The 20,827-nt window shown below is 68.2% G+C and carries 21 protein-coding genes and 1 riboswitch; of the genes, 6 read left to right on the top strand and 15 right to left on the bottom strand.

The genetic code is table 11. The annotated features are described in order from the left end of the window. Positions 1-11 precede the first annotated feature (11 nt). The 6 genes from erpA to AC07OD_RS10130 all read right to left on the bottom strand — a co-directional run bounded on the left by erpA (position 12) and on the right by AC07OD_RS10130 (position 4,880). The gene (gene erpA / locus AC07OD_RS10155; protein ID WP_008907234.1) at positions 12-377 is read right to left on the bottom strand and encodes an iron-sulfur cluster insertion protein ErpA; all 366 of its coding nucleotides are present in this window, start codon (positions 375-377) and stop codon (positions 12-14) included. 60 nt (positions 378-437) lie between these two features. Then, entirely contained in the window at positions 438-836 is a 399-nt protein-coding gene (locus AC07OD_RS10150; RefSeq protein ID WP_218296238.1) for a bactofilin family protein, read from the bottom strand. A gap of 179 nt (positions 837-1,015) precedes the next feature. Next, positions 1,016-1,726 (bottom strand): DUF6776 family protein, encoded by a 711-nt coding sequence (locus tag AC07OD_RS10145; RefSeq protein ID WP_218296239.1) that lies wholly within the window; start codon positions 1,724-1,726, stop codon positions 1,016-1,018. A gap of 165 nt (positions 1,727-1,891) precedes the next feature. Beyond that, positions 1,892-2,284, bottom strand: coding sequence for a 30S ribosomal protein S9 (gene rpsI, locus AC07OD_RS10140; RefSeq protein ID WP_005798582.1), 393 nt, complete (start codon positions 2,282-2,284; stop codon positions 1,892-1,894). A gap of 11 nt (positions 2,285-2,295) precedes the next feature. Beyond that, positions 2,296-2,727 (bottom strand): 50S ribosomal protein L13, encoded by a 432-nt coding sequence (rplM, locus tag AC07OD_RS10135; protein WP_008907237.1) that lies wholly within the window; start codon positions 2,725-2,727, stop codon positions 2,296-2,298. 194 nt (positions 2,728-2,921) lie between these two features. Further along, the gene (locus AC07OD_RS10130) at positions 2,922-4,880 is read right to left on the bottom strand and encodes a serine/threonine protein kinase (RefSeq protein WP_492244659.1); all 1,959 of its coding nucleotides are present in this window, start codon (positions 4,878-4,880) and stop codon (positions 2,922-2,924) included. Between the two features lie 306 nt (positions 4,881-5,186). Here AC07OD_RS10130 and AC07OD_RS10125 point away from each other — a divergent pair, with 306 nt between their 5' ends. Next, positions 5,187-6,074, top strand: a complete 888-nt coding sequence (locus AC07OD_RS10125) for a 23S rRNA (adenine(2030)-N(6))-methyltransferase RlmJ (RefSeq protein WP_218296241.1) — start codon at positions 5,187-5,189, stop codon at positions 6,072-6,074. A 9-nt stretch (positions 6,075-6,083) separates the two neighbouring features. Here the strand turns inward: AC07OD_RS10125 and AC07OD_RS10120 are convergent, their stop codons facing one another. The 5 genes from AC07OD_RS10120 to AC07OD_RS10100 all read right to left on the bottom strand — a co-directional run bounded on the left by AC07OD_RS10120 (position 6,084) and on the right by AC07OD_RS10100 (position 11,384). Beyond that, on the bottom strand, positions 6,084-6,677 hold the full coding sequence (locus AC07OD_RS10120) for a septal ring lytic transglycosylase RlpA family protein (protein ID WP_218296242.1): 594 nt from the start codon (positions 6,675-6,677) through the stop codon (positions 6,084-6,086). After that, positions 6,677-7,528: a methylenetetrahydrofolate reductase [NAD(P)H] gene (metF, locus tag AC07OD_RS10115; protein ID WP_494596428.1), complete on the bottom strand. Its 852-nt coding sequence runs from the start codon at positions 7,526-7,528 to the stop codon at positions 6,677-6,679. Before metF ends, AC07OD_RS10120 begins: the two co-directional genes overlap by 1 nt. Next, positions 7,525-8,523 carry a TlyA family RNA methyltransferase gene (locus tag AC07OD_RS10110; protein ID WP_218339858.1) on the bottom strand — a complete coding sequence of 333 codons (999 nt, stop codon included), beginning with the start codon at positions 8,521-8,523 and terminating at the stop codon, positions 7,525-7,527. The genes metF and AC07OD_RS10110 overlap by 4 nt, the downstream gene beginning before the upstream one ends. 113 nt (positions 8,524-8,636) lie before the next feature. Further along, positions 8,637-10,070 (bottom strand): adenosylhomocysteinase, encoded by a 1,434-nt coding sequence (gene ahcY / locus AC07OD_RS10105; RefSeq protein WP_218339859.1) that lies wholly within the window; start codon positions 10,068-10,070, stop codon positions 8,637-8,639. A 74-nt stretch (positions 10,071-10,144) separates the two neighbouring features. Continuing rightward, positions 10,145-10,224, bottom strand: a riboswitch (S-adenosyl-L-homocysteine riboswitch). Between the two features lie 62 nt (positions 10,225-10,286). Next, on the bottom strand, positions 10,287-11,384 hold the full coding sequence (locus AC07OD_RS10100; protein WP_494596425.1) for a DUF2855 family protein: 1,098 nt from the start codon (positions 11,382-11,384) through the stop codon (positions 10,287-10,289). A gap of 78 nt (positions 11,385-11,462) precedes the next feature. On the opposite strand from AC07OD_RS10100, the gene AC07OD_RS10095 reads away from it, so the two are divergent. From AC07OD_RS10095 to AC07OD_RS10085, 3 genes are all read left to right on the top strand, one after another. Beyond that, a complete protein-coding gene (locus tag AC07OD_RS10095; protein WP_494596423.1) occupies positions 11,463-12,125 on the top strand; it encodes a TetR/AcrR family transcriptional regulator in 663 nt (220 codons plus the stop codon). An 83-nt stretch (positions 12,126-12,208) separates the two neighbouring features. Next, positions 12,209-12,991 carry an SDR family oxidoreductase gene (locus AC07OD_RS10090; protein WP_494596422.1) on the top strand — a complete coding sequence of 261 codons (783 nt, stop codon included), beginning with the start codon at positions 12,209-12,211 and terminating at the stop codon, positions 12,989-12,991. A gap of 146 nt (positions 12,992-13,137) precedes the next feature. Next, positions 13,138-14,766, top strand: a complete 1,629-nt coding sequence (locus AC07OD_RS10085) for a peptide chain release factor 3 (protein WP_218296249.1) — start codon at positions 13,138-13,140, stop codon at positions 14,764-14,766. Between the two features lie 19 nt (positions 14,767-14,785). Here the strand turns inward: AC07OD_RS10085 and AC07OD_RS10080 are convergent, their stop codons facing one another. Beyond that, a complete protein-coding gene (locus AC07OD_RS10080) occupies positions 14,786-15,094 on the bottom strand; it encodes a hypothetical protein (RefSeq protein WP_492910623.1) in 309 nt (102 codons plus the stop codon). Between the two features lie 126 nt (positions 15,095-15,220). Here AC07OD_RS10080 and AC07OD_RS10075 point away from each other — a divergent pair, with 126 nt between their 5' ends. Then, positions 15,221-16,078: an HAD family hydrolase gene (locus AC07OD_RS10075; RefSeq protein WP_492244668.1), complete on the top strand. Its 858-nt coding sequence runs from the start codon at positions 15,221-15,223 to the stop codon at positions 16,076-16,078. Positions 16,079-16,297: 219 nt separating this feature from the next. On the opposite strand, the gene AC07OD_RS10070 is transcribed toward AC07OD_RS10075, so the two are convergent. From AC07OD_RS10070 to AC07OD_RS10060, 3 genes are all read right to left on the bottom strand, one after another. Next, a complete protein-coding gene (locus AC07OD_RS10070) occupies positions 16,298-17,782 on the bottom strand; it encodes an NYN domain-containing protein (protein WP_494596420.1) in 1,485 nt (494 codons plus the stop codon). Positions 17,783-18,075: 293 nt separating this feature from the next. Further along, positions 18,076-19,038 carry a Bug family tripartite tricarboxylate transporter substrate binding protein gene (locus AC07OD_RS10065; protein ID WP_218296253.1) on the bottom strand — a complete coding sequence of 321 codons (963 nt, stop codon included), beginning with the start codon at positions 19,036-19,038 and terminating at the stop codon, positions 18,076-18,078. 224 nt (positions 19,039-19,262) lie between these two features. After that, positions 19,263-19,694, bottom strand: a complete 432-nt coding sequence (locus AC07OD_RS10060; protein WP_218296254.1) for an Lrp/AsnC family transcriptional regulator — start codon at positions 19,692-19,694, stop codon at positions 19,263-19,265. A gap of 121 nt (positions 19,695-19,815) precedes the next feature. Here AC07OD_RS10060 and ctlX point away from each other — a divergent pair, with 121 nt between their 5' ends. Then, positions 19,816-20,799 (top strand): citrulline utilization hydrolase CtlX, encoded by a 984-nt coding sequence (gene ctlX / locus AC07OD_RS10055; RefSeq protein ID WP_218296255.1) that lies wholly within the window; start codon positions 19,816-19,818, stop codon positions 20,797-20,799. Positions 20,800-20,827 lie beyond the last annotated feature (28 nt).

The following is a 20,827-nucleotide window of genomic DNA, read 5'->3' as shown; positions in this document are numbered from 1 at the left end:
GAGGCACACCCTCAGGCGGAGAAGCTGGAGCCGCAGCCGCAGGTGGTGGTGGCGTTGGGGTTCTTGATGACGAACTGGGCGCCCTGCAGGTCTTCCTTGTAGTCGATCTCGGCGCCGACCAGGTACTGGTAGCTCATGGCATCGATCAGCAGCGACACGCCATTCTTGGTCATGGTGGTGTCGTCTTCGTTGGTGATTTCATCGAAGGTGAAGCCATACTGGAACCCCGAGCAACCGCCACCCTGCACGAAAACGCGCAGTTTCAGGTCAGGATTGCCCTCTTCGGCGATCAGGTCCGCCACCTTGGCCGCCGCGCTGTCCGTGAACAGAATGGGGGCGGGCATTTCGGTCTGGATGTTTTCGGCAACAGCGCTCATGGGGTACTCCGGGTTCAATGTTTGCGGTGAATAGTACTGCAGACCGCTCGGGAATTCAGTTCACTGGCTGTTTGACGCTAACTTCAGTGGGGGCTTTTCCTCCACCAGCACGGCCACAGGGCACATCTGCCCGGCGATCACGGCGCCCTGGTGCATCTCCAGCGCCTTGTAGTGCACATTGCCTGTGATCTTGGCCTTGGGCTGCAGTTCCAGCAATTCCGCGGCATGCACGGGACCCACCACCTGCCCGTTGACGATCACATGGTCGGCGTGCACCGCACCCTCCACCCGGGCCGTCTCGGAAATCACCAGAATGCTGGACTGCTCCGATCCCGCGCGGATGTCCCCCACCACCTCGCCATCGATGCGCATCCCTTCTGCGAAGTGCACATCCCCCTCGATCCGGGTGCCCTGGGCGACCAGGCTTTTGATCGGTGGCTGCTTTTTGCGGGAAAACATGGGTGAGAACTCCTGAAAGGACACGCTCCGGCCGAAAGGAGCGTGCGGATGGGAAACAACGGGATGCCAGGCCCACGGCGTACCGGCGCGGCCTCTGCGCGGGCCCGGCGCTTGCGGCGGGGGCCTCTCTCGACGACGACAGCCTGGCCGGGGCCATCGCGGGCGCCTTGCGGGTGCTCCTAGTCGATGGCCATGGCCTGCACGGCGCGCACTGTCGTGCCTTCCAGCACGCGGGCGGTCACGGTTTTTACCACGGCGCTGGGCGGCAGATCGAGGACCCCCTCGATGCGCCGGTACTGCTTGACCTGCAGGGGCTGCCCCTGGGCCGGCTGGGTCTGCGTCCAGGGCTTGCCGTCCTGGGTGCCTGCCAGCACCAGTTCCAGCCGGCCATTGAACTCGGGCGCATTGCGCGCGGCCTGGATCACCAGGACCTGCCAGCGCAGCTGCATCCCTCCCAGCACTTCGGCCTGCAGGCTGCGAATCGCGAGCCCTTCGGTCTTTGCCGCGGGAATCAGTTTCTCGAAAAACCCCAGGTCCTCGCGCAGCGTCCGATTGTCCGCCTCGAGCTGTCGCACCTGCGCCATCAGGCTTTCCTTGGCAGCCCGCTCGGTCACGAGCAGGCTCTCGGCCGTATGGGCCACCGTCTGCTGCTCCTGGCCCACGCCGCGCAGGCGGGCCACCTCCGCGCGCAGCTGGAGCAATTCGTCCCGGGAAACGGAGTCCAGGCCCGCGATCGACTTGCCGAACTCGAAGGCCCACAGCGCCACCGCCGCGCAGAACCCGAAAACCACCGCCAAGGCCAGCCAGCGCAGGGGCCAGGGCAAGGCGCTGCGGATGGCCACCCGGGGGGCGCTGATCGTCAGCCGGCGGCGCAGAAGGCGAAGGCGCATGGGGAAAACAGGGGAGTCATCGGGGAGACCCGGGAGAAAAGAGCGCACCTTAAACGAAAAAACCGCCCGGAGGCGGTTTTTGCTCTGTAAAGCAATCCAGGACGGAGCGCTTTGCAGGGGTTGGACATCCGCCCAGGGGCGGGTGTCCGGCAGTGCCCAGCCAGCTTAACGCTTGGAGAACTGCTTGGCGCGGCGTGCGGAGTGCAGGCCGACCTTCTTACGTTCGACTTCACGTGCATCGCGCGTCACGAAGCCGGCTTGGCTCAGCACGGGCTTGAGGGATGCGTCGTAATCGATCAGGGCGCGGGTGATACCGTGGCGGGCAGCGCCGGCCTGGCCGGATTCACCACCGCCGTGGACGTTGATCTGGATGTCGAAGGTTTCGACATGGTTGGTCAACGCCAGGGGTTGCTTGGCAATCATGATCGAGGTTTCGCGGCCGAAGTAGGACTGGATGTCCTTGCCGTTCACCGTGATCTTGCCGGAGCCTTTTTTCAGAAACACGCGGGCGACGCTGGACTTGCGACGGCCGGTGCCATTGTTCCATTCACCAATCATCTCAAGGCTCCTTAGATTTCCAGCACTTTGGGCTGCTGGGCGGTGTGGGGATGCTCAGCACCACCGTACACCTTGAGTTTCTTGATCATCGCGTAGCCAAGGGGGCCCTTGGGCAGCATGCCCTTGACGGCCTTTTCCAGCGCGCGGCCGGGGTGCTTGGCTTGCATGTCGCGGAAGTTCGTGGCCGTGATGCCGCCGGGGTAACCCGAGTGGCGGTAGTACACCTTGTCCAGGGACTTGGTGCCGGTGACCTTGAGCTGGGCGGCGTTGATGATGACGATGAAGTCACCGGTATCGACGTGAGGCGTGTAAATGGCCTTGTGTTTGCCGCGCAAACGGAGAGCAACTTCGCTGGCTACTCGTCCGAGGACCTTGTCGGTCGCGTCAATCACAAACCACTCGTGCACAACCTCAGCGGGCTTGGCGCTGAAAGTAGTAGTCATGAGTTTTCTCTTATGAAGAGGGTTTGGCGGGTCCTTTTCCACGGTCGGTGCTTCTCTGAAGGAAGCCTCTTAGGTGGCGAAAATGTCTCCGCCGCGGGACCACAAAGCGCTGCGAAGCCCTCGATTATACGAATTTGCGTGCCAGGGGCGCAAGCCGCCCGTGCGCACAGTGCTCCAGGCCCCGGCGGCCACCCTCAGTTGGGGGTCTGGCGGCGGCGCTGCTCCTCGGCCTCGTAGCGGCGGCGGTTTTCCACGCACACGGCCTGCCCCGCCTGCGACGGCTTCTGGCATTCCTGGTGGATGCACATGGGCCGCGCCAGAAAATTGGCGTCAGCACAGGCCTCCTGCGGACTGGGCACGCGCGGCGGCAGCGGGCGAGGCTTGGGCTCGGCCACGACCGGGGGCGGCGGTGGCGGGGGTTCCTCGTGCACCACGACCTGCACGGGTGCGGGCTCGGGCGCCGCGCGCTTCGCGGTCCGGGGCGGCGTGCGCGGCGCGGAGGCCGGAACAAAGGCAGGCGCAGGCAGGGATGCAGCCACCGCAGCGCCCGCCGCGCCGTCAAGGGAAGCCACCGCAGCCGGCGCGCTCGCAGCCATGTCGGCCAGCGCGGTCTCCACCAGGGCGGGCGGCGTGGCAGCCGGCCGCTCGGCCATCTCGGTGATGATGTCGTCGTGCGGCGCCTTGCTGCTCTGGGCCCAGCGCAGTCCTGCCGCCGAGGCCACCACGGCAAAAACGGCCACGCCCAGCCAGACCACCACGGGGGAGCGCCGCGCCGTTCTGGCCGCCTTGCTTGCGGCACGGGGAACCTCACGCTCCATCGGCCGCAGCCGGTGATCGTGCGCATGCCGCGCAGCGGCCCCGTGCCGGTGGCCGGCCGCAGGGTCGTCATAGCGGGAGTCGTCGGCCACGACGGTATCCCCGGCGTCGATGAAGACCGTGTCTCCAGCCTCGGCGGCCACCGTGTCCGGCCCCCCGAGCATCACGGTGTCGCCGCCGGCCGCGGCCTCCTCCCCGGAGGGGGCGTCCTCGCGCGCATCGCGGGCGGGCGCCTGCACCGCGGCGCGCGGCGCCTGGGGCGGTATCTCCACCACGCTGCTGGCCGCGGACGTCACATCCACCGTGGGCGTGAGCAGGCCCGGGCCGGGCTGGTCGGCGGGCTCGACCCAGATGTCGCCCAGATCGGCACGGAAATCGAAATGTTCGCTTCCTTCCGGCGCGGACGTCATCTCCATGAGCTGCAGGAACGCATCGATGCTCTGCGGCCGGTCCTCGGGCTTGAGCGCCAGGGATTGCGCGATCGCCGCCACGAAGGGCGCGGAATATTCCACGCCGAACTGGCGCTTGACGGTTCTTGCCACCCGGGAGAACGACACCATGCGATCACGGATGGAACGCAGGGTCGCGGGCAGCGGGGTGTCGTTGCACAGGCAGCCATGCACCACGGCGGCCAGGGAGTACAGGTCGCTCCAGGGGCCCTGGCGCAGTTCCTCGTCGCCGTCGGAATACTGCTCGATGGGTGCGTAGTTCACCTTGAGCACGGCCGTGTGCTTGCGGTCCTGGTCATTGATCGCATGCCGGGCGGCGCCCAGGTCCAGCAGCACCGGAGGGCCACTGTCCTGCAGGAAGATGTTGTCGGGCGAAATGTCCCGGTGCAGGGTTTTCCCGTCGTGCAGCACCCGCAGGGCGCCGAGCACCGACCACAGCACCTTGCGCAGCCAGATCTCGGGGGGCGGGGTGCGCATCTGAGCGCGGGCCTGCTTGAACGTCATGCCGGTGTACAGCGGCATGACCATGTACGCGGTGTTGTTGGCCTCCCAGAAGCGGAACACCTTCACGAGCGAGGGATGGTCGAACTGGGCCAGCAGGCGCGCCTCTCCCACGAAAGACGCCAGCCCGGCATGGAAGGTCTGCTGGTCGGACGACGACCGCACCCACAGCGACTGGCCCTGCGCACGGCCCGCCAGCGCCGAAGGCATGTACTCCTTGATCGCCACCGCCCGGTGCAGAGAATGGTCGAAGGCCTTGTAGACCATGCCGAACCCGCCCACGCCAAGGAGCGCCAGGATCTCGAATTCCGCGAGGCGGGTGCCGGGGGGCAGCGCATCCACATGGCTGACACCACTGGCAGAGGCTTGGCTGGAACTTGCGATCATGGTGAAGAGAATGGGGCGTGAATGCGGGCTTCGGCGGGGGATTGTGAGCGAACGGGTGCCAAGGCCGTTTTCATCGCAATCATGAAGCATGCCAGCATGCATGACAGAAACAAAAGGCTTCCGGTCTGCCAAAAAAGTTACACACCCTGGTCAGACAAGCGCCGATTGTGCCGCGCCATGGGGACAGGCAGCGCCCGGGCCCATGACAAATTCGCATCGGATCATGACCGCGCGCCCGGGGCCTGCCGCCGGGCCATGGCCCCATCGACTGCGCTGCGCCGGGGGCGCACTCGTTACCATAGGGCCATGTTCAGTTATCGCCACGCCTTCCACGCAGGCAACCATGCCGATGTGCTCAAGCACACGGTCTTGATCGCCGCCTTGCAACACCTTACCGAGAAAGACGCGGCACTGACCGTGCTGGACACCCACGCGGGCGCGGGACTGTACCGGCTCGATGGCGACTATGCCAGCACCAGCGGCGAGGCCGCGGACGGCATCGTCCGGCTTTTTGCACCCACCGCGCCCGCCCTCACGCCCGCCCTGCAGGCCTATGTGGACATGGTCCGCGCCTTCAACCAGGGCAGTGCGCTGCGCGTGTACCCGGGCTCCCCGTTCATCGCCCAGCGCCTGCTGCGCGGCCACGACAAGCTCAAGCTCTTCGAGCTGCATCCCACGGACCTGCGGGCGCTGGCGGGCAACGTGGCCCAGCTGGAGGCAGGCCGCCAGGTGGCCGTCCTGCACGAAGACGGGTTTGAGGGGATCAAAAAATTCCTGCCCCCGCCGGCCCGCCGCGCGCTTGTGCTCTGCGACCCCAGCTATGAAATCAAGAGCGACTACGCCAAGGTGCTCGACATGGCCGCCGACTCGCTCAAGCGTTTTGCCACCGGCACCTATGCGTTCTGGTACCCCATCATCCCGCGCCCGGAAGCCCACGACCTGCCGCGCCGCCTCAAGACGCTGGCCACCAAGGCCGGCAAGGGCTGGCTGCATGCCACGCTCACGGTCAAGAACAGCAAGCTCACTGAAAACGCCGCGGGCGACGTCAAGCGCCCCGGCCTGCCGGCCAGCGGCATGTTCCTGATCAACCCGCCCTTCACCCTGAAGGCGGCGCTGAAGACCGCGCTGCCACAGATGGTGGAATTGCTGGCGCAAGACAAGCACGCCACGCACACGCTCGAATCCGGCGGCTGACGGCGGCGGTCAGGGGGCGGGGCAGTCCCGCTCGCCCTCGTCCAGCGCAAAAAGCTCCACGGGCTTGAGCCCCAGGCCCACCATCCCCAGCACCTCGGCGGCCCCCCGGCTCAGGTCGATCACGCGGTTGCCCGTGTGCGGGCCCCGGTCGTTGATGCGGACCACGACCGAACGGCCCGTGGCCTGGCTGCGCACGCACACGCGCGAGCCGAACGGCAAGGTGGGATGCGCCGCGGTGAGCGCCTTCATGTCGAAGGGCTCTCCGCTGGCCGTGCGGCGCTTGTGGAACTTCGCGCCGTACCAGGAGGCCAGGCCCACCTCGTCGGCGGGCAGGCGCAGCTGCGGGGCCTGCGGGCTTTCGGTGCCATCCTCCCGCCCACCGGGGCGCGACGGCGGGTCGATCAGCATGGCCTCGCCCGGCACGCTCAGCAGGTGCGGGGCCAGTGCGTCGGCCTCGGCGGACAGCCCTTGCGCACGCCCCCAGGACGAGCAGCCCCACACCGAAACACCGCAGCAGACCACCCCGAGCACCTTCCACCACAGGGCGGCCCGGCGGCCCTCCACCGGGCCCGTCAGCGCGGCATCGCCGCGCGGCTGGCGCATCAGATCCCCAGCCGGCGACAGATCTCCAGCGTCGCGGCACTCTGGTTCATCGTGTAGAAGTGCAGGGCCGGCACGCCGGCACTGCGCAACCGGTCGCACAGGTCGGTCACCACATCCAGGCCAAAGGCCTTGATGCTCGCCGTGTCGTCGCCGAAAGACTGCAGGCGCAGGCGTATCCAGCGGGGAATCTCGGCGCCGCAGGCGTCCGAGAAGCGCATCAGCTGGGTGGAGCTGCCGATGGGCATGATGCCGGGCACCACGGGCACATCGGCGCCCAGGCGCTGCGTGTCTTCCACGAAGCGGAAGTACGCATCGCTGTTGTAGAAATACTGGGTGATGGCCGAGTCCGCGCCAGCTTGCACCTTGGCGATGTAGGCCTTCAGGTCAGCCTCCGGCGACTTGGCCTGGGGGTGCACCTCGGGGTAGGCGGCCACTTCGATGTGGAAATCCCGGCCAGTCTCCGAACGGATAAAGGCCACCAGGTCGCTGGCGTAATGAAACTCCCCGCCCGCGCCATAGCCGCTGGGCAGATCGCCGCGCAGCGCGACCAGGCGCTTGACGCCCATGTCCTTGAGCATGGCAAGCTGCTCGCGCACGGACTGGCGCGTGGCGCCAATGCACGAGAAGTGCGAGGCTGCGCCGACCCCCTCGGCCAGGATTTCGCGCACCGTGCCAAACGTGCCCTCCTGCGTGGAACCGCCCGCGCCGTAGGTCACCGAACAGAAATCAGGGTGCAGCGCATACAGCTGCTGGCGCGCGGTGCGCAGCTTGTCGGCCCCCTCCGGCGTCTTGGGCGGGAAAAACTCGAAGCTCACCGGGAAACCGATGCCCTGGGCATTGGCAGCAATCATGTGGCCCTCCTCGCATAAACAAAAAATTCACGGTTGCCGTCGCCGCCCTGGATCGGGCTGTCCAGCCAGGCGTGCACCGCCAGGCCCAGTTCGGCGCAGCAGTCACGGATGCGCTTTTCCACCACGGCGTACAGCGCCTCGTCGCGCACGATGCCGCCCTTGCCCACCTGGCCGGGCTGCAGCTCGAACTGCGGCTTGACCAGCATGAGCAGGTGGCCGTCGGGCCGCAGAAATGCGGCGATGGCAGGCAGCACCAGGGTCAGCGAAATAAAGGACAGGTCGCCCACCACCACGTCGAACAACGGGGTCGTGTCCACGCCCGCGCATTCGGCGCGGCGCCGGCGCTGGACGGGCAGCGTGCCCAGCGCGCGCGCCTCGGCACGCTGCGCACGCTCGGACTTGAAGGCTTCGATGTCCTGGTCCTTGGCGTCGCCGCTGTCATCGTAGGCGTCGTCCACCAGCCCGCCGTTGCGCATCCAGCTGTAGGGCGCCTCGGGCTGGGTCTCGTTGTCCTCGTCCACATCGACGGCTTCGGAGAGCGCGTCCTCGCACGCCTGCTGCAGCGCCTCGGCGGTCAGCGAGCGCGCATTCACGCCCTCGACGCAAACCACCCGCAGATCGCTGTGCAGCCGCTCGTGCAGCTGGCCGTGGCCCACGTCCACGCCGACGACCTGCGCCGCGCCCTGCTGCAACAGGCAATCGGTGAACCCGCCGGTGCTCTGCCCCACGTCCAGGCAGCGCAGCCCGGCCACGGGCAGGCCCGTGGCCCGCAAGGCGCCTTCCAGCTTGAGCCCGCCGCGCGAGATGTACTTGGCCTCGGCATCGTCCAGCAGCTTCACCTCGGCCACGGACGGGATGTCATCGCCGTTCTTGGCCACCTTCTGCCAGGGCGCCAGCGGCGACAGGCGCCACTCGACGCCTGCAGCAATCAGCCGCTGTGCCTGCGAACGCGTGGCCGCATGGCCGGACTCCACCAAAAAAACATCTGCGCGCATGCGTCACTCTCTCGTCAATCGACGATGGATTTCATAGCCAAAATGGCTTCTATCGCTTTATCCACAAGCGCTGGCTGCTCCCAAAAAAGGAGCAGCAACAGCCACCCGCACGATCAGTAGCGGTACGTGTCGGGCTTGTACGGGCCTTGCTTGGGCACACCGATGTAGGCGGCCTGCTCGTCGGAAAGTTCCGTGAGCATCGCGCCCACCTTCTTGAGGTGCAGGCGCGCCACCTTCTCGTCGAGGTGCTTGGGCAGCACGTAGACCTTGCCGTTCTCGTAGTAGTCGCTGTGGGTGAACAGCTCGATCTGGGCGATGGTCTGGTTGGCGAAGCTCGACGACATCACGAAGCTCGGGTGGCCCGTGCCGCAGCCCAGGTTCACCAGGCGGCCCTTGGCCAGCAGGATGATGCGCTTGCCGTCCGGGAAGATCACGTGGTCCACCTGGGGCTTGATCTCTTCCCACTCGTACTGCTCGAGCGTCGCGACCTGGATCTCGTTGTCGAAGTGGCCGATGTTGCAGACGATGGCCTGGTCCTTCATGGCCTTCATGTGGTCGTGGGTGATCACGTCCTTGTTGCCGGTGGTGGTCACGAAGATGTCGGCCTTGTCGGCGGCGTATTCCATCGTCACGACCTTGTAGCCTTCCATCGCAGCCTGCAGGGCGTTGATGGGGTCGATCTCGGTCACCCAGACCTGGGCGCTCAGGGCGCGCAGGGCCTGGGCAGAGCCCTTGCCCACGTCGCCGTAGCCGGCCACGCAGGCCACCTTGCCGGCGATCATCACGTCGGTGGCGCGCTTGATGCCGTCCACCAGCGACTCGCGGCAGCCGTACAGGTTGTCGAACTTGCTCTTGGTCACCGAGTCGTTCACGTTGATCGCGCGGAACATCAGCGAGCCCTTGGCCGACATTTCCTTCAAGCGGTGCACGCCGGTCGTGGTCTCTTCGGTCACGCCGATGATCTGCGCGCTCTTGCGGCTGTACCAGGTCGGGTCCACGGCCAGCTTGGCCTTGATGGAGGCGAACAGGCAGGTTTCTTCTTCGCTGGTGGGGTTGGCGATCAGCGATGCGTCCTTTTCGGCGCGCTTGCCCAGGTGCATCAGCAGCGTGGCGTCGCCGCCGTCGTCCAGGATCAGGTTGGGGCCTTCGCCTTCGGTGCCGGCGGGGCCGAAGTCGAAAATGCGGTGGGTGTAGTCCCAGTATTCGGCCAGGGTCTCGCCCTTCACGGCGAACACGGGCGTGCCGCTGGCGGCAATCGCGGCGGCGGCGTGGTCCTGCGTGGAGAAGATGTTGCACGAAGCCCAGCGCACCTCGGCACCCAGGGCCTGCAGCGTCTCGATCAGCACGGCGGTCTGGATCGTCATGTGCAGGCTGCCGGTGATGCGGGCGCCCTTGAGCGCCTGCTTGGCGGCGAATTCCTCGCGGATGGCCATCAGGCCGGGCATCTCCGTTTCGGCGATGCGGATCTCTTTACGGCCCCAGGCGGCCAGGCCGATGTCGGCAATGATGCAGTCGGTGTTGACCGGGGCGTTGACGCGTGCGTTCATGATGGTGTGCTCCAAAGCATGTTTGAAAGACCACATTCAGCGCGGGGATGAGACGGAAGGCTCACCACACGAGAAGTGGATGAGCGTCGTTGCTAGATGACTCCGAGCCTCACGCCCCGCCAGTGCTGGGGACGCTGCAACGCTCCTCGGATCGGCGGATTATAAAAGCAAGTGCGGGAGGCGAGGGAGCGCCCCGCCTCGGTGCCTTGGGCCGCGCTACGGCGCCAGCACGACCACGTGGCCTTCCTGCGGATCGATGCGGCCCGCATGCAGGTCCTCGACCAGGGCCTGCGCCGCCGCGAAACCCTGGTGTTCGCGCACCCGCATCCAGGGCTGGTGCGCGCTGCCGACGCGGTCGATGAACGCGCGCTGGGCGGCATTGAACTTCTGGTTGACCAGCTCGGGGCCCCAGTCCGCATTGCGCTTCCTGATCTGCACCGGCGCGAAATAGAACACGGGCGCGGGCCCCGGCAGGGCCGTGTCGCGCAGGAAGTGCGTGTTCTGCGCCGACCCCGCATAGCAGTCGTACACCAGGGCATCGCCCAGGTGGTGGTGCACGCGCGAGCGCAGATCCTCGTCGCCCGAGAAATCGACATACAGCGTGGGCACACCGGCATCCAGGGCCTCCAGCTCACCATACGCCACCGTGCGCTGGTAGCTGCCAAGGCCCTGCACGAAGGCACTGTTGCGCGGCGCGGTGAGCCCCACGCGCTCGATCTGCCCGGGCCCCTCCAGGCAGAACGCGGTGCCGTAGGCCGTCTTGCTCGATGCGCTGGAGAACAGCAGCCGCCGCGCGCCGAAAAATCCGTTGTCCTGCAGGAAATCCGCCAGCATGAACGACGTGATGAACAGCGGCCGCACCAGCATCTGGTAGTTTTCATCGCCTGCCCGGTATGCCGGGTCGGCGCTGGTGCGCGTGTACTGGTTGTAGGCCGAGGTGAGCGACTGGCGGTGCTCCGCGCCGTCGTAGAAGCCCCGGGCCGTCACGCGCACCGGCGCCATGCGCACATGGCTCGCAATGGGCCAGTAGCCGTAGAAGCGCTCGCCCACGGCCACGCCCTGCACGCCGGAGGCCACCACGTCGGCAAAGCCCCACACGGGCATGTGGCCCCAGCCTGCCTCCCCCGTGGGGAAAAAGTCCCAGTACTTCATCGCGTCGCCAAAGGCGGCGTAGGTGATGTTGTTCGTGGTCACCGCCACGCGGTCCACGCGCAGCAGGGCCTCGCCGGGCTGCAGTGGAGCAAGGGGGAGCTCCTCGGTGCGGGTGTGATTCAATGCATTCCTGTCGGTCAACAGGCGGGTGAGCAGCGTCATGGGAAGTCTCCGTTTCAAGGGTGAGAAAACACTCAGGGCACTGTATGGCGCCCTGCCGCCGCGTGGGTTCGGAAACCGGTGAACCCGCCGCGCAAGACCCTTGCCGCCAGCTCCAGCGCGGCCCCCAGGCCGCTCAAGCGCCCCCGCCAGGCCCGGGCGCGCTTCACGGTGCAGGCCATCTACGACGCCTTTGTTCGGATTTGGCAACGCGACGGCTGGGACAAGCTCACCACGCGCAACGTGGCGCTGGAAACCGGCATTTCCGTCGGCACGCTGTACGACTATTTCCCCAACAAGACAGCGCTGCTGTCGGGCTATGTGCGCCATTGCGTCGAGGCCCTGCTCGCCGCCATCGACCGCGAGGCCGTGCAGCCCGAGGGCCTGCCATGGACGCAGCGCATCCACCATCTCGTGCGCCTGGTGGGCGGCGTGGATGCGCCCGGGCTGCCGCCCTTCCACCCCGACATGCTGGCGCTGGAGGCGCAGATGGCCGAGCCCCGGCACCACCGCCGCGTGCACGAAGAGCTGGCCGCCGCCTGGGGCCGGGTGATTGCCGCCTGCACCGACCTGCCCCGCCCGCCCGGGCAAGCACTGCTGCAGGCGCTGCACCTCTCGGCCTGGGGTGGGCGGCGCTATGCGCTGCTGCTGCAGCTCGATCCCGCCGCCATGCGGCAGTGGGCCGACGGTGTGGAGCAACTGTGCTGCGCCGCCATCCTGCAGGCCGCCAGCGCGCCGGGCTGAAGCCCTGTCACCTGCGCGGCTGCCTTGCCCCGCGGGCCGCCCGACACTGGCGCCCTCACCAAAAAACACAGACGGAGCACTGCATGGACCCCAAGGACAAGGTCATCATCGTCACCGGCGGCGCCAGCGGCATCGGCCGCAGCATCGCGCGGCGTTTTGCGCAGGAAGGCGCCCGCGCCGTGGTCGTGGCCGACCTGCACCTCGCGCCCGCGCAGGCCGTGGCCGACGAGATCGGTGGCCTGGCCGTGCGCTGCGATGTGTCGAAGGAAGCCGACATCCAGGCGCTGGTGGCCACCACGCGCGAGCGCTACGGCCGGGTCGATGCCTACATCTCCAACGCCGGCATCCTGGGCCGCCCGGGCGGCATCGAACTCGAGGACCCACTGTGGGACGCCATGTGGAACATCCACGGCATGGCCCACGTGTGGGCCGCACGCGCCGTGGTGCCCGAGATGGTGGAGCGCGGCGAGGGCTTCTTCCTCGTCACGGCCTCGGCGGCGGGGCTACTGACCATCGTCGAGTCCGCCCCCTACGCCGTCACCAAGCATGCCGCCGTGGCCTTCGCCGAGTGGCTGCGCATCGCCTACGGCCGCCGGGGCGTGGGTGTGGCCTGCCTGTGCCCGCAGTCGGTGCAGACCGCCATGGTGACGGGCGATGGCGGTTCGGCCTCGCACGACGGCATCCTGCCGCCCGAACAGGTGGCGGGCGACGTGCTGGCCGCCATGCAGGACGGGCGCTTCCTGGTGCTGCCCCACCCCGAAGTGGCGCAATACTTCCGCAACAAGGGGCAGGACTACGAGCGCTGGCTGGGCGGCATGCAGAAGATGTATGCCCGGCACGCCCAGGCGCAGGCACAGGCCAACTGAACGGAAACGGGCGTTGAAGAACGGCCGGAAGAGGGTTCGCAGCGGGCGCCGGTAAAATCGCCGCTTCCGGGCGCCGCTGCGCCTGCCGCGCCGACTGCCGCAGAGTCCTGCCGCAGCGCGCCCTGACCCCCTTCTGGAACCCCCCTGTGTCCTACGCCTCAGAAACCCGGCGCCGCCGCACCTTTGCCATCATTTCCCACCCCGACGCCGGTAAAACGACGCTGACGGAAAAGCTGCTGCTGTTCTCGGGCGCGATCCAGATCGCCGGTGCCGTCAAGGGCCGCAAGGCCAGCCGCCATGCCACCTCGGACTGGATGGAGATCGAAAAGCAACGCGGCATCTCGGTGGCCTCGTCGGTGATGCAGATGCTGTACCGCGAACACGTGATCAACCTGCTCGACACGCCCGGCCACAAGGACTTCTCGGAAGACACCTACCGCGTGCTCACCGCCGTCGATTCGGCGCTGATGGTGATCGACGCGGCCAACGGCGTGGAAGCGCAGACACGCCGCCTGATCGAGGTTTGCCGCCAGCGCGACACGCCCATCATCACCTTCGTGAACAAGATGGACCGCGAGGTGCGCGACCCGCTGGACATCATGGACGAGGTCGAGCGCGAACTGGGCATGCCCTGCTGCCCCATGACCTGGCCCGTGGGCCAGGGCAAGGCCTTCGGCGGCATCATCAATCTGCGCACCCAGACGATGACGGTGTTCGAGTCCGGCAGCGAGCGCCGCCCGCAGGACTTCGAGGCCATCCCGCTGTCCGACGAGGCCACGCTGCGTGCGCGCTTCGGCGCCGAGTTCGATGCGGCGCTGGAGAGCATGGAACTGGCCGTGGGCGCATCGCCCGCCTGGGACCACGAGGCCTTCCTGGCCGGCAAGCTCACGCCCGTGTTCTTCGGCTCGGGGGTGAACAACTTCGGGGTGATGGAAGTGCTCGACGCCCTGGTGGACATGGCCCCGCCGCCCGGCCCGCGCGTGAGCACGCTCGAGGTCAACAAGCAGCCCGTGGTCAAGACCATCCAGCCCGAGGACGAGGGCTTCGCCGGCGTGGTCTTCAAGGTGCAGGCCAACATGGACGCCAACCACCGCGACCGCATCGCCTTCGTGCGCGTGGCCTCGGGCAAGTACATGCCGGGCATGAAGCTCAAGGTGCAGCGCACCGCCAAGGAACTGCGCCCCACCAGCGTGGTGACCTTCATGAGCCAGCGCCGCGAGGCGGTGGAAGAAGCCTACGCGGGCGACATCATCGGCTTCACCACCCACGGCGGCGTGCAGCTCGGGGACACCATCACCGACGGCGCCAACCTGCAGTTCACCGGCCTGCCGTTCTTCGCGCCCGAGATGTTCATGACCGTGGTGCTCAAGAACCCCCTGCGCACCAAGCAGCTGCAGCAGGGCCTGGCCCAGCTGGGCGAGGAAGGCGCGATCCAGGTCTTCAAGCCCGACGCCGGCGGCAACATGCTGCTGGGCGCCGTGGGCCAGCTGCAGTTCGAGGTGGTGCAGCACCGCCTGAAGGCCGAGTACGACGCCGACGTGCGCCTGGAAGGCTGCCAGTACACGGGCGCCCGCTGGATCACGGCCGACAACGCGGCCGACCTGCGCGCCTTCACGGACGCCTACCCGCTGCGCCTGGCGCACGACGCGGCCGATACGCTGGCCTACCTGTGCACCAGCCCCTATGACGTGCGCCTGGCGCAGGAGCGGTTTCCCAAGATCCACTTCCACCCGCTGCGCGAGCATGCGGGCCTGGCCCTGCAGAAGGCGGGCTGAGCGGCTTTGCGGGGCGGCCTCAGGGCCGGTACTCCCACCCATGGGGATTGGTGTCCTTCTGCAAGCACAGCGCCAGCCCCAGCGCCGTGACCGACCCGCTGAAGCACACGAAGGTGGCCTGGTGGGCGCCCCACTCGCGCTGGCAGTGGTGCAGGAAGCTGGCCTTCAGGCGGCCCTGGCGGTGCTCTTCGGCCAGGGCCAGCACGGACGGGTTCCTGGCTTCGGCCTTGAACTCCACAACGAGGTCGCGCCACTCCGGGACCAGGCCATCGAGCTTGCCGGCCGCGCGCTGGCAGACGGCCGCTGAATCGACGGGCGCCCGCGCCATGGCGGGGGCCGCAGCGCAACACCCCGCCCACATGAAGAAGAAGATCAAGGCCCCACGCTGCACGACAACTATCTCCCGGACAATGGCGCTCTCTTGCGCAAGAGCCGCAGCATAACGACATACCGCATGCAAGCCCTGAACCTTTGGCCCCCGGAGGCCCGCCGCGACCTGGTGGGCGTTTTCACCGACATCGACGACACCCTGACCACCGAGGGCGCCATCACGCCCGACGCGCTGCAGGCGCTGGCCGACCTGAAGGCGGCGGGCCTCGTGGTCATCCCCATCACCGGCCGGCCGATCGGCTGGTGCGAGCCCTTCATGACCGCAGGCGCGGGCGCGGCCTGGCCCGTGGATGCGATGGTGGCGGAGAACGGTGCCGTGGCGTTTGCGCGGGGCCCAGGCTCCGGGCAGCCGCTGGCCAAGCGCTACCAGCAGGACGCCGCCACGCGCAGCGCCAACCAGGCGCGCATGCGCGAGATCGCGGCCCTGGTGGCGGCCGAAGTGCCCGGCGTGGACTTGAGCAGCGACAGCGCGGGGCGCGAGACGGACATCGCGTTCGACTACGCCGAGTTCGCCCGGCATACGCCCGACACCGTGCAGCGGGTGCTGGCCGTGCTGCAGCGCGTGGGCATGCAGACCACGGTGAGCAGCATCCACATCCACGGCTGCTTCGGTGATTTCAACAAGTGGCAGGGCGCGAACTGGATCGTGCGCGCGCTGTGGGGCCGGGACCTGGCGCAGGAGCTGGACCGCTGGGTGTTCGTGGGCGATTCGGGCAACGACCAGGCGATGTTCGAACACTTCACCCACAGCGTGGGCGTGGCCAACATCGCGCGCTTTGTGCCGCAGCTGCGGCACCTGCCACGCTATGTGACAAAGGGCGAACGCGGCGCGGGGTTTGCCGAGGTGGCGCGGGCCATCCTGTCGGGCCACGGGCGCGGCCAGGCGCCGAGCGCCCAGCGAGCCACCCCTGGGCTTGAATGAAAACACCGCCTGGCGCTTGATAGGCAAGCGCCAATAGCTATATATTTTATAGCAAATTAACCACCCGACCCCACGCGGGTGCGCGGGCAGGCGGCGCGCCAGGACATGTACCGAAGGCCGCGCCGCAAGGCGCCCGGGCGCCGTGCCGCGTCGGCATGCGCTGCTGCACGGCCCGGCGGCTCCGTGGCAACTCTGGCCGGCTTGGCAGGCGTCGCAGGCCTATTCGGCGGGCTGGGGCGGCTTGCCCGCCCCGCGCGGTTTGCGCGCGCGGGTTGCCGCTGCCTTGGCGGGCGCGGCCGGGGCCCCGGCATCGGCCGGCGCTGCGGCGCCCGCCGCGCCGGCCTTGCGCCCGCCGCTGCTCTTGCGCGGGGTGGATGCCGGGCGGCGGCTGCGGGGCGCGGGTGCCGGCACAGGGGCATCGGGCAGCGCATCGCTCGCGGTCCCTTCCGCCGCCGGCGCCGCCACGGGCGCCTGCACGTGCACGCGCACGGGCTCCTCGTCCGCGAGGTCCTCGCCCTCCTGCGCCGTCTCATGGCCGGATTGCGCCTGGGCCGTCACGGGCGCCGGCAGCTGCTGGCGAAAGTAGCTGCCCACCGGGCGCTCCGGCAGCGCATCGTCGCGCGCGCCGGAAGCCGGCGGCTCGGCACGGGTTTCTGCCGGCAGGTCCTGGCGCGCATCCGGCGGCATCGCCCCGGCGCGCGCAGCGGCATCGCCCCGGCGCCCGCGCGAACGACCGCCACGCCCACCGCCCTCGCTGCCGCCAGCGGATGCCTCCGGCACCGACGCGACCGCATGGAAATCATGGCGGAAGTACCCCGCCCCGCCCTGCCGCTCGGCGGGCGCGTCGGCTCGGCCCACGGGCTCGGCCCCCGTGGCCGCGGAACCGTGGCCACGGAACACATACGCGCCCGATTTCTCGTCGCGCCCGAACTCCAGCAGCCCCCGCGCCTGCGCTTCTTCGAGCAGGTTGCCAAAGGTGCGAAAGCCGTAGTAGCCCTCGCTGAAATCGGGCTTGCGGCGCTTGATGGCTTCCTTGAGCACCGAGGCCCAGATCTTGCCGCTGTCGCCACGCTCGGAGGTCAGGGCCTCGAAGGTCTCCACCGCCAGCTCGACGCCCTGGGCGCGGCGCACCTCCTGGCTTTCCTTGCGATGGCGCTCTTCCTCGGGGGACCGGCGCGGTGCGGGTGCCGCGCCGGGGGGCTGGCGCCGGGCCAGCGCGCGCTGCTTCTCGCGCACGAGGTCGTCGTAGAAGATGAATTCGTCGCAGTTGGCGATCAGCAGGTCGGACGTGGACTGCTTCACGCCCACGCCGATGACCTGCTTGTTGTTCTCGCGCAGCTTGGACACCAGCGGCGAAAAGTCCGAGTCGCCGCTGATGATGACGAAGGTGTTGACGTGCGACTTGGTGTAGCACAGGTCCAGCGCGTCCACCACCAGGCGGATGTCGGCCGAGTTCTTGCCCGACTGGCGCACATGGGGGATCTCGATCAGCTCGAAATTCGCCTCGTGCATGGTCGCCTTGAAGCCCTTGTAGCGCTCCCAGTCGCAATAGGCCTTCTTGACCACGATGGAGCCCTTGAGGAGCAGGCGCTCCAGCACGGGCTTGATGTCGAACTTTTCGTACTGCGCATCGCGCACGCCCAGGGCGACGTTTTCAAAGTCGCAGAACAGGGCCATGCTGATGCTGTCGGAGGGGGATGCCATAAATGCTCGCGGTGTTCCGTTCAATGTTGGGACGGATCATCACACGGAACGCCCCGGGCCCTTCATGAGAACCCGCCGCGCCATGGTGCATGAGCGTGGTCAACGGGCATTGTCCACTGCGAACGGCTCGCCAGCGAACGTCGCAACTGGCGCGCCCCAGGCTCGTGCCCCCGCGCAAGGGCCGCCAAGCCGCTTGCGGCGCTTCACTTCCGTGCGCTGGAGGCGTCCCCCTCCCGCCAGCGCAGCGCAGCGAGAGAGGGGGAAGCGGCGCAGCCGCTCAGGGGGAGCTCACTTCAACTCGGCTTTGCCAGGCCCAGCTTTTCGACCAGCGCCTTCTCGCGCGTGAAGGTGTCCTGCGCGAATTTCTTGTACGCCGCCGTGCTCATGTACATGGGCACCATGTCGTAGCGGGCCAGGGCCGTGCGGTAGCTTTCCTGCTCCATGGCCTGCTTGAACGCGTCGTGCAGGCGCTTGACCACCGCATCGGGCGTGCCCTTGGGCGCGCCGATGCCAAAGGGCGAGTTCTGCACCAGGTTCAGCCCCAGCTCCTTGAGCGTGGGCGCATCGGGGAACTTGGCCAGGCGCTCGGCGCCCCAGGTGTTGAGCACGCGCAGCTTGCCGGCCTCGACCTGCGGCGCAAAGCCGGTGGAGTCGGCCGCCGCCATGATCTGCCCGCCCAGGATGGACTGCATGAGGTCGGCGCTGCCCTTGTAGGGCACGTGCAGCAGCTCGATGCCCAGCTGCTGCGCGATGAGCTCCATGGTCAGGTGCGGGCTGGTCATGGTGCCGGTGGATCCGTAGCTGAGCTTGCCGGGGTTGGCCTTGGCCCAGGCGACGAAGTGCGTCCAGGTCTTGAGCGGCGAGTCGGCGGGCACCACCAGGCCGAACGCATAGCCCGTGACGTTCAGCACGTAGCTGATGTCCTTGACCGGGTCCCAGTTGATCTTGGTGGTGTAGGGCAGGCGGAACACCCCGAGCGGGATCTGCGCCACCGTGTAGCCATCGGCAGCGGCCGATTGCAGCGCCTGCGCGGGCAGCGTGCCGCCGGCGCCCGGCTTGTTCTCCACGATCACGGGCTGGCCCAGGATCTTGCTGGCGTTGTCGGCCAGGGAGCGCATGGTGATGTCGGTGGGGCCGCCCGCCGGGAAGGCGATCACGAGCTTGATGGGCTTGTTGGGAAAGCTCTGGGCCTGAGCCAGGAATGCGGGGGCGGCGAGGCTGGCGGCTCCCCATTGGATGATCTGGCGGCGTTGCATGGAGGGCTCCTGAAAAGGCAAAACGAAGACCCCTTCATTGGACTGCAGCCACGGCGGCCAGGGCATGCGGAAACCCCCTAGCCGCTGTCGCCAACGCGGCACCCCTGGGCCGCGTTTCGCGCCTCGGTGCCACCGCCAGGGGCCGCCGCCGCCGCTCGCCCGCGCCGCGCCGCGCCGGTGGGGCAAGCATGGGCCGGAATGGGCTGCCCCGCCAACCCCGGGGTTCAAGCCTTGTAGGTGGACAGCAGGATGCTGGTCTCGGTGTTGGCGATGCCGGGCGTGAGGCGGATGCGGCCCAGCGCAGCGTCGAACGCCTCCAGGCTCTCGGCGCGCACCTCGGCCACGATGTCCCAGCGGCCGTTGGTGGTGTGCAGCGTGCCCACCATGGGCTCGCCGCGCAGCGCGCGGATCACCTCGGGCGCGGCGTTGCCCTCCACCGCGATGCTCATCCACGCGCGGATGCGCTGCGGTTCGGAATCCGGCCGCAGGCGCACGGTGTAGCCCACGATCACGCCGCCCTCCTCCATCTTGTGCAGCCGGTTCTGCACCGTGCCGCGCGATACGCGCAGCTTCTGCGCGAGGGTGGCCACGGGGGTGCGCGCGTCGGCGCGCAGGATGCTGAGGATTTCCCGGTCGGTGTCGTCCAGCCTGTTCATAGTGGGCCTCGTTGCTATCAGAGTGGCAGATTTTGCAGCATTTTGACCAGTTCTAAGGCTATTGGTTGGCGTGGGCTGCCAGCAAAATTCTCCCACCCCCTTCCTTGCACCATCCACCGCCATGCCCACACCTGCTTCCGCCCAGGCCCCCCGCGCCGTCGTGATGGTGCGCCCGCACCACTTTCACCCCAACCCGGAAACCGCGCACGACAACGCCTTCCAAACCCGGCCGTGGAACGCCACCGCGGCAGAGACGGCGCTCCAAGCCCATGCCGAAGTCACGCAGGCCGCCGCGCGGCTCGAAGCCGCGGGCGTGCGCGTGCACCTGTTCGAGGACCGGGGCGAGCGCCACGCGCCGGACGCCGTGTTTCCCAACAACTGGTTCTCCACCCACGCGGGCGGGCACGTGGCCGTGTACCCGATGTACGCCGCGAGCCGCCGGCGCGAGCGCCGCAGCGACGTGCTGGACCTGCTCAAGGCCGAGTACCGCGTGCAGGACGTGATCGACTACTCGGGTCTCGAGGCCGACGGCATGTTCCTCGAAGGCACGGGCGCCATGGTGCTCGACCACATCTCCCGGGTCGCCTACACCGCGCAGTCGAACCGCGCCGACCCCGTGGCCCTGGAGCGCTTTTGCACCCACTTCAACTACGAGCCCATGGTGTTCGCCACCGCCGACGCGCGGGGCCAGCCCTGCTACCACACCAACGTGATGCTCTGCGTGGGCACCGATTTCGCGCTGGGCGGGTTCCACATGATCACCGACCCGGCGCGGCGCGAGGCCGTGCGCGAGCGCCTGCGCGAAACCGGGCGCGAGGTGATCGAACTGAGCGCGGCGCAGATCGCCGACTTCGCAGGCAACGCGCTGGAACTCACGGGCGCCCAGGGCCGCGTGCTGGCCCTGTCGTCGCGCGCGGCGGCCAGCCTGGCGCCCGCGCAAAAGGCCGTGATCGAGCGCAGCGCCCGCCTGCTGCCGCTGGCCGTGCCCACCATCGAACTGGCCGGGGGCTCGGTGCGCTGCATGCTGGCGGGCATCCATCTGGCGCGGCGCCATGCCCCCGCACCCACGGGAATTCACATCGAAATGGCCACCAGCGCCGGATGAACAAGCGCGGCGCGCTATATATTCAATA

Source organism: Acidovorax sp. GW821-FHT10E03 (genome assembly GCF_059415205.1).
Note: the sequence above shows the minus strand (reverse complement) of the source record. Positions and strands in the feature narration are given on the sequence as shown.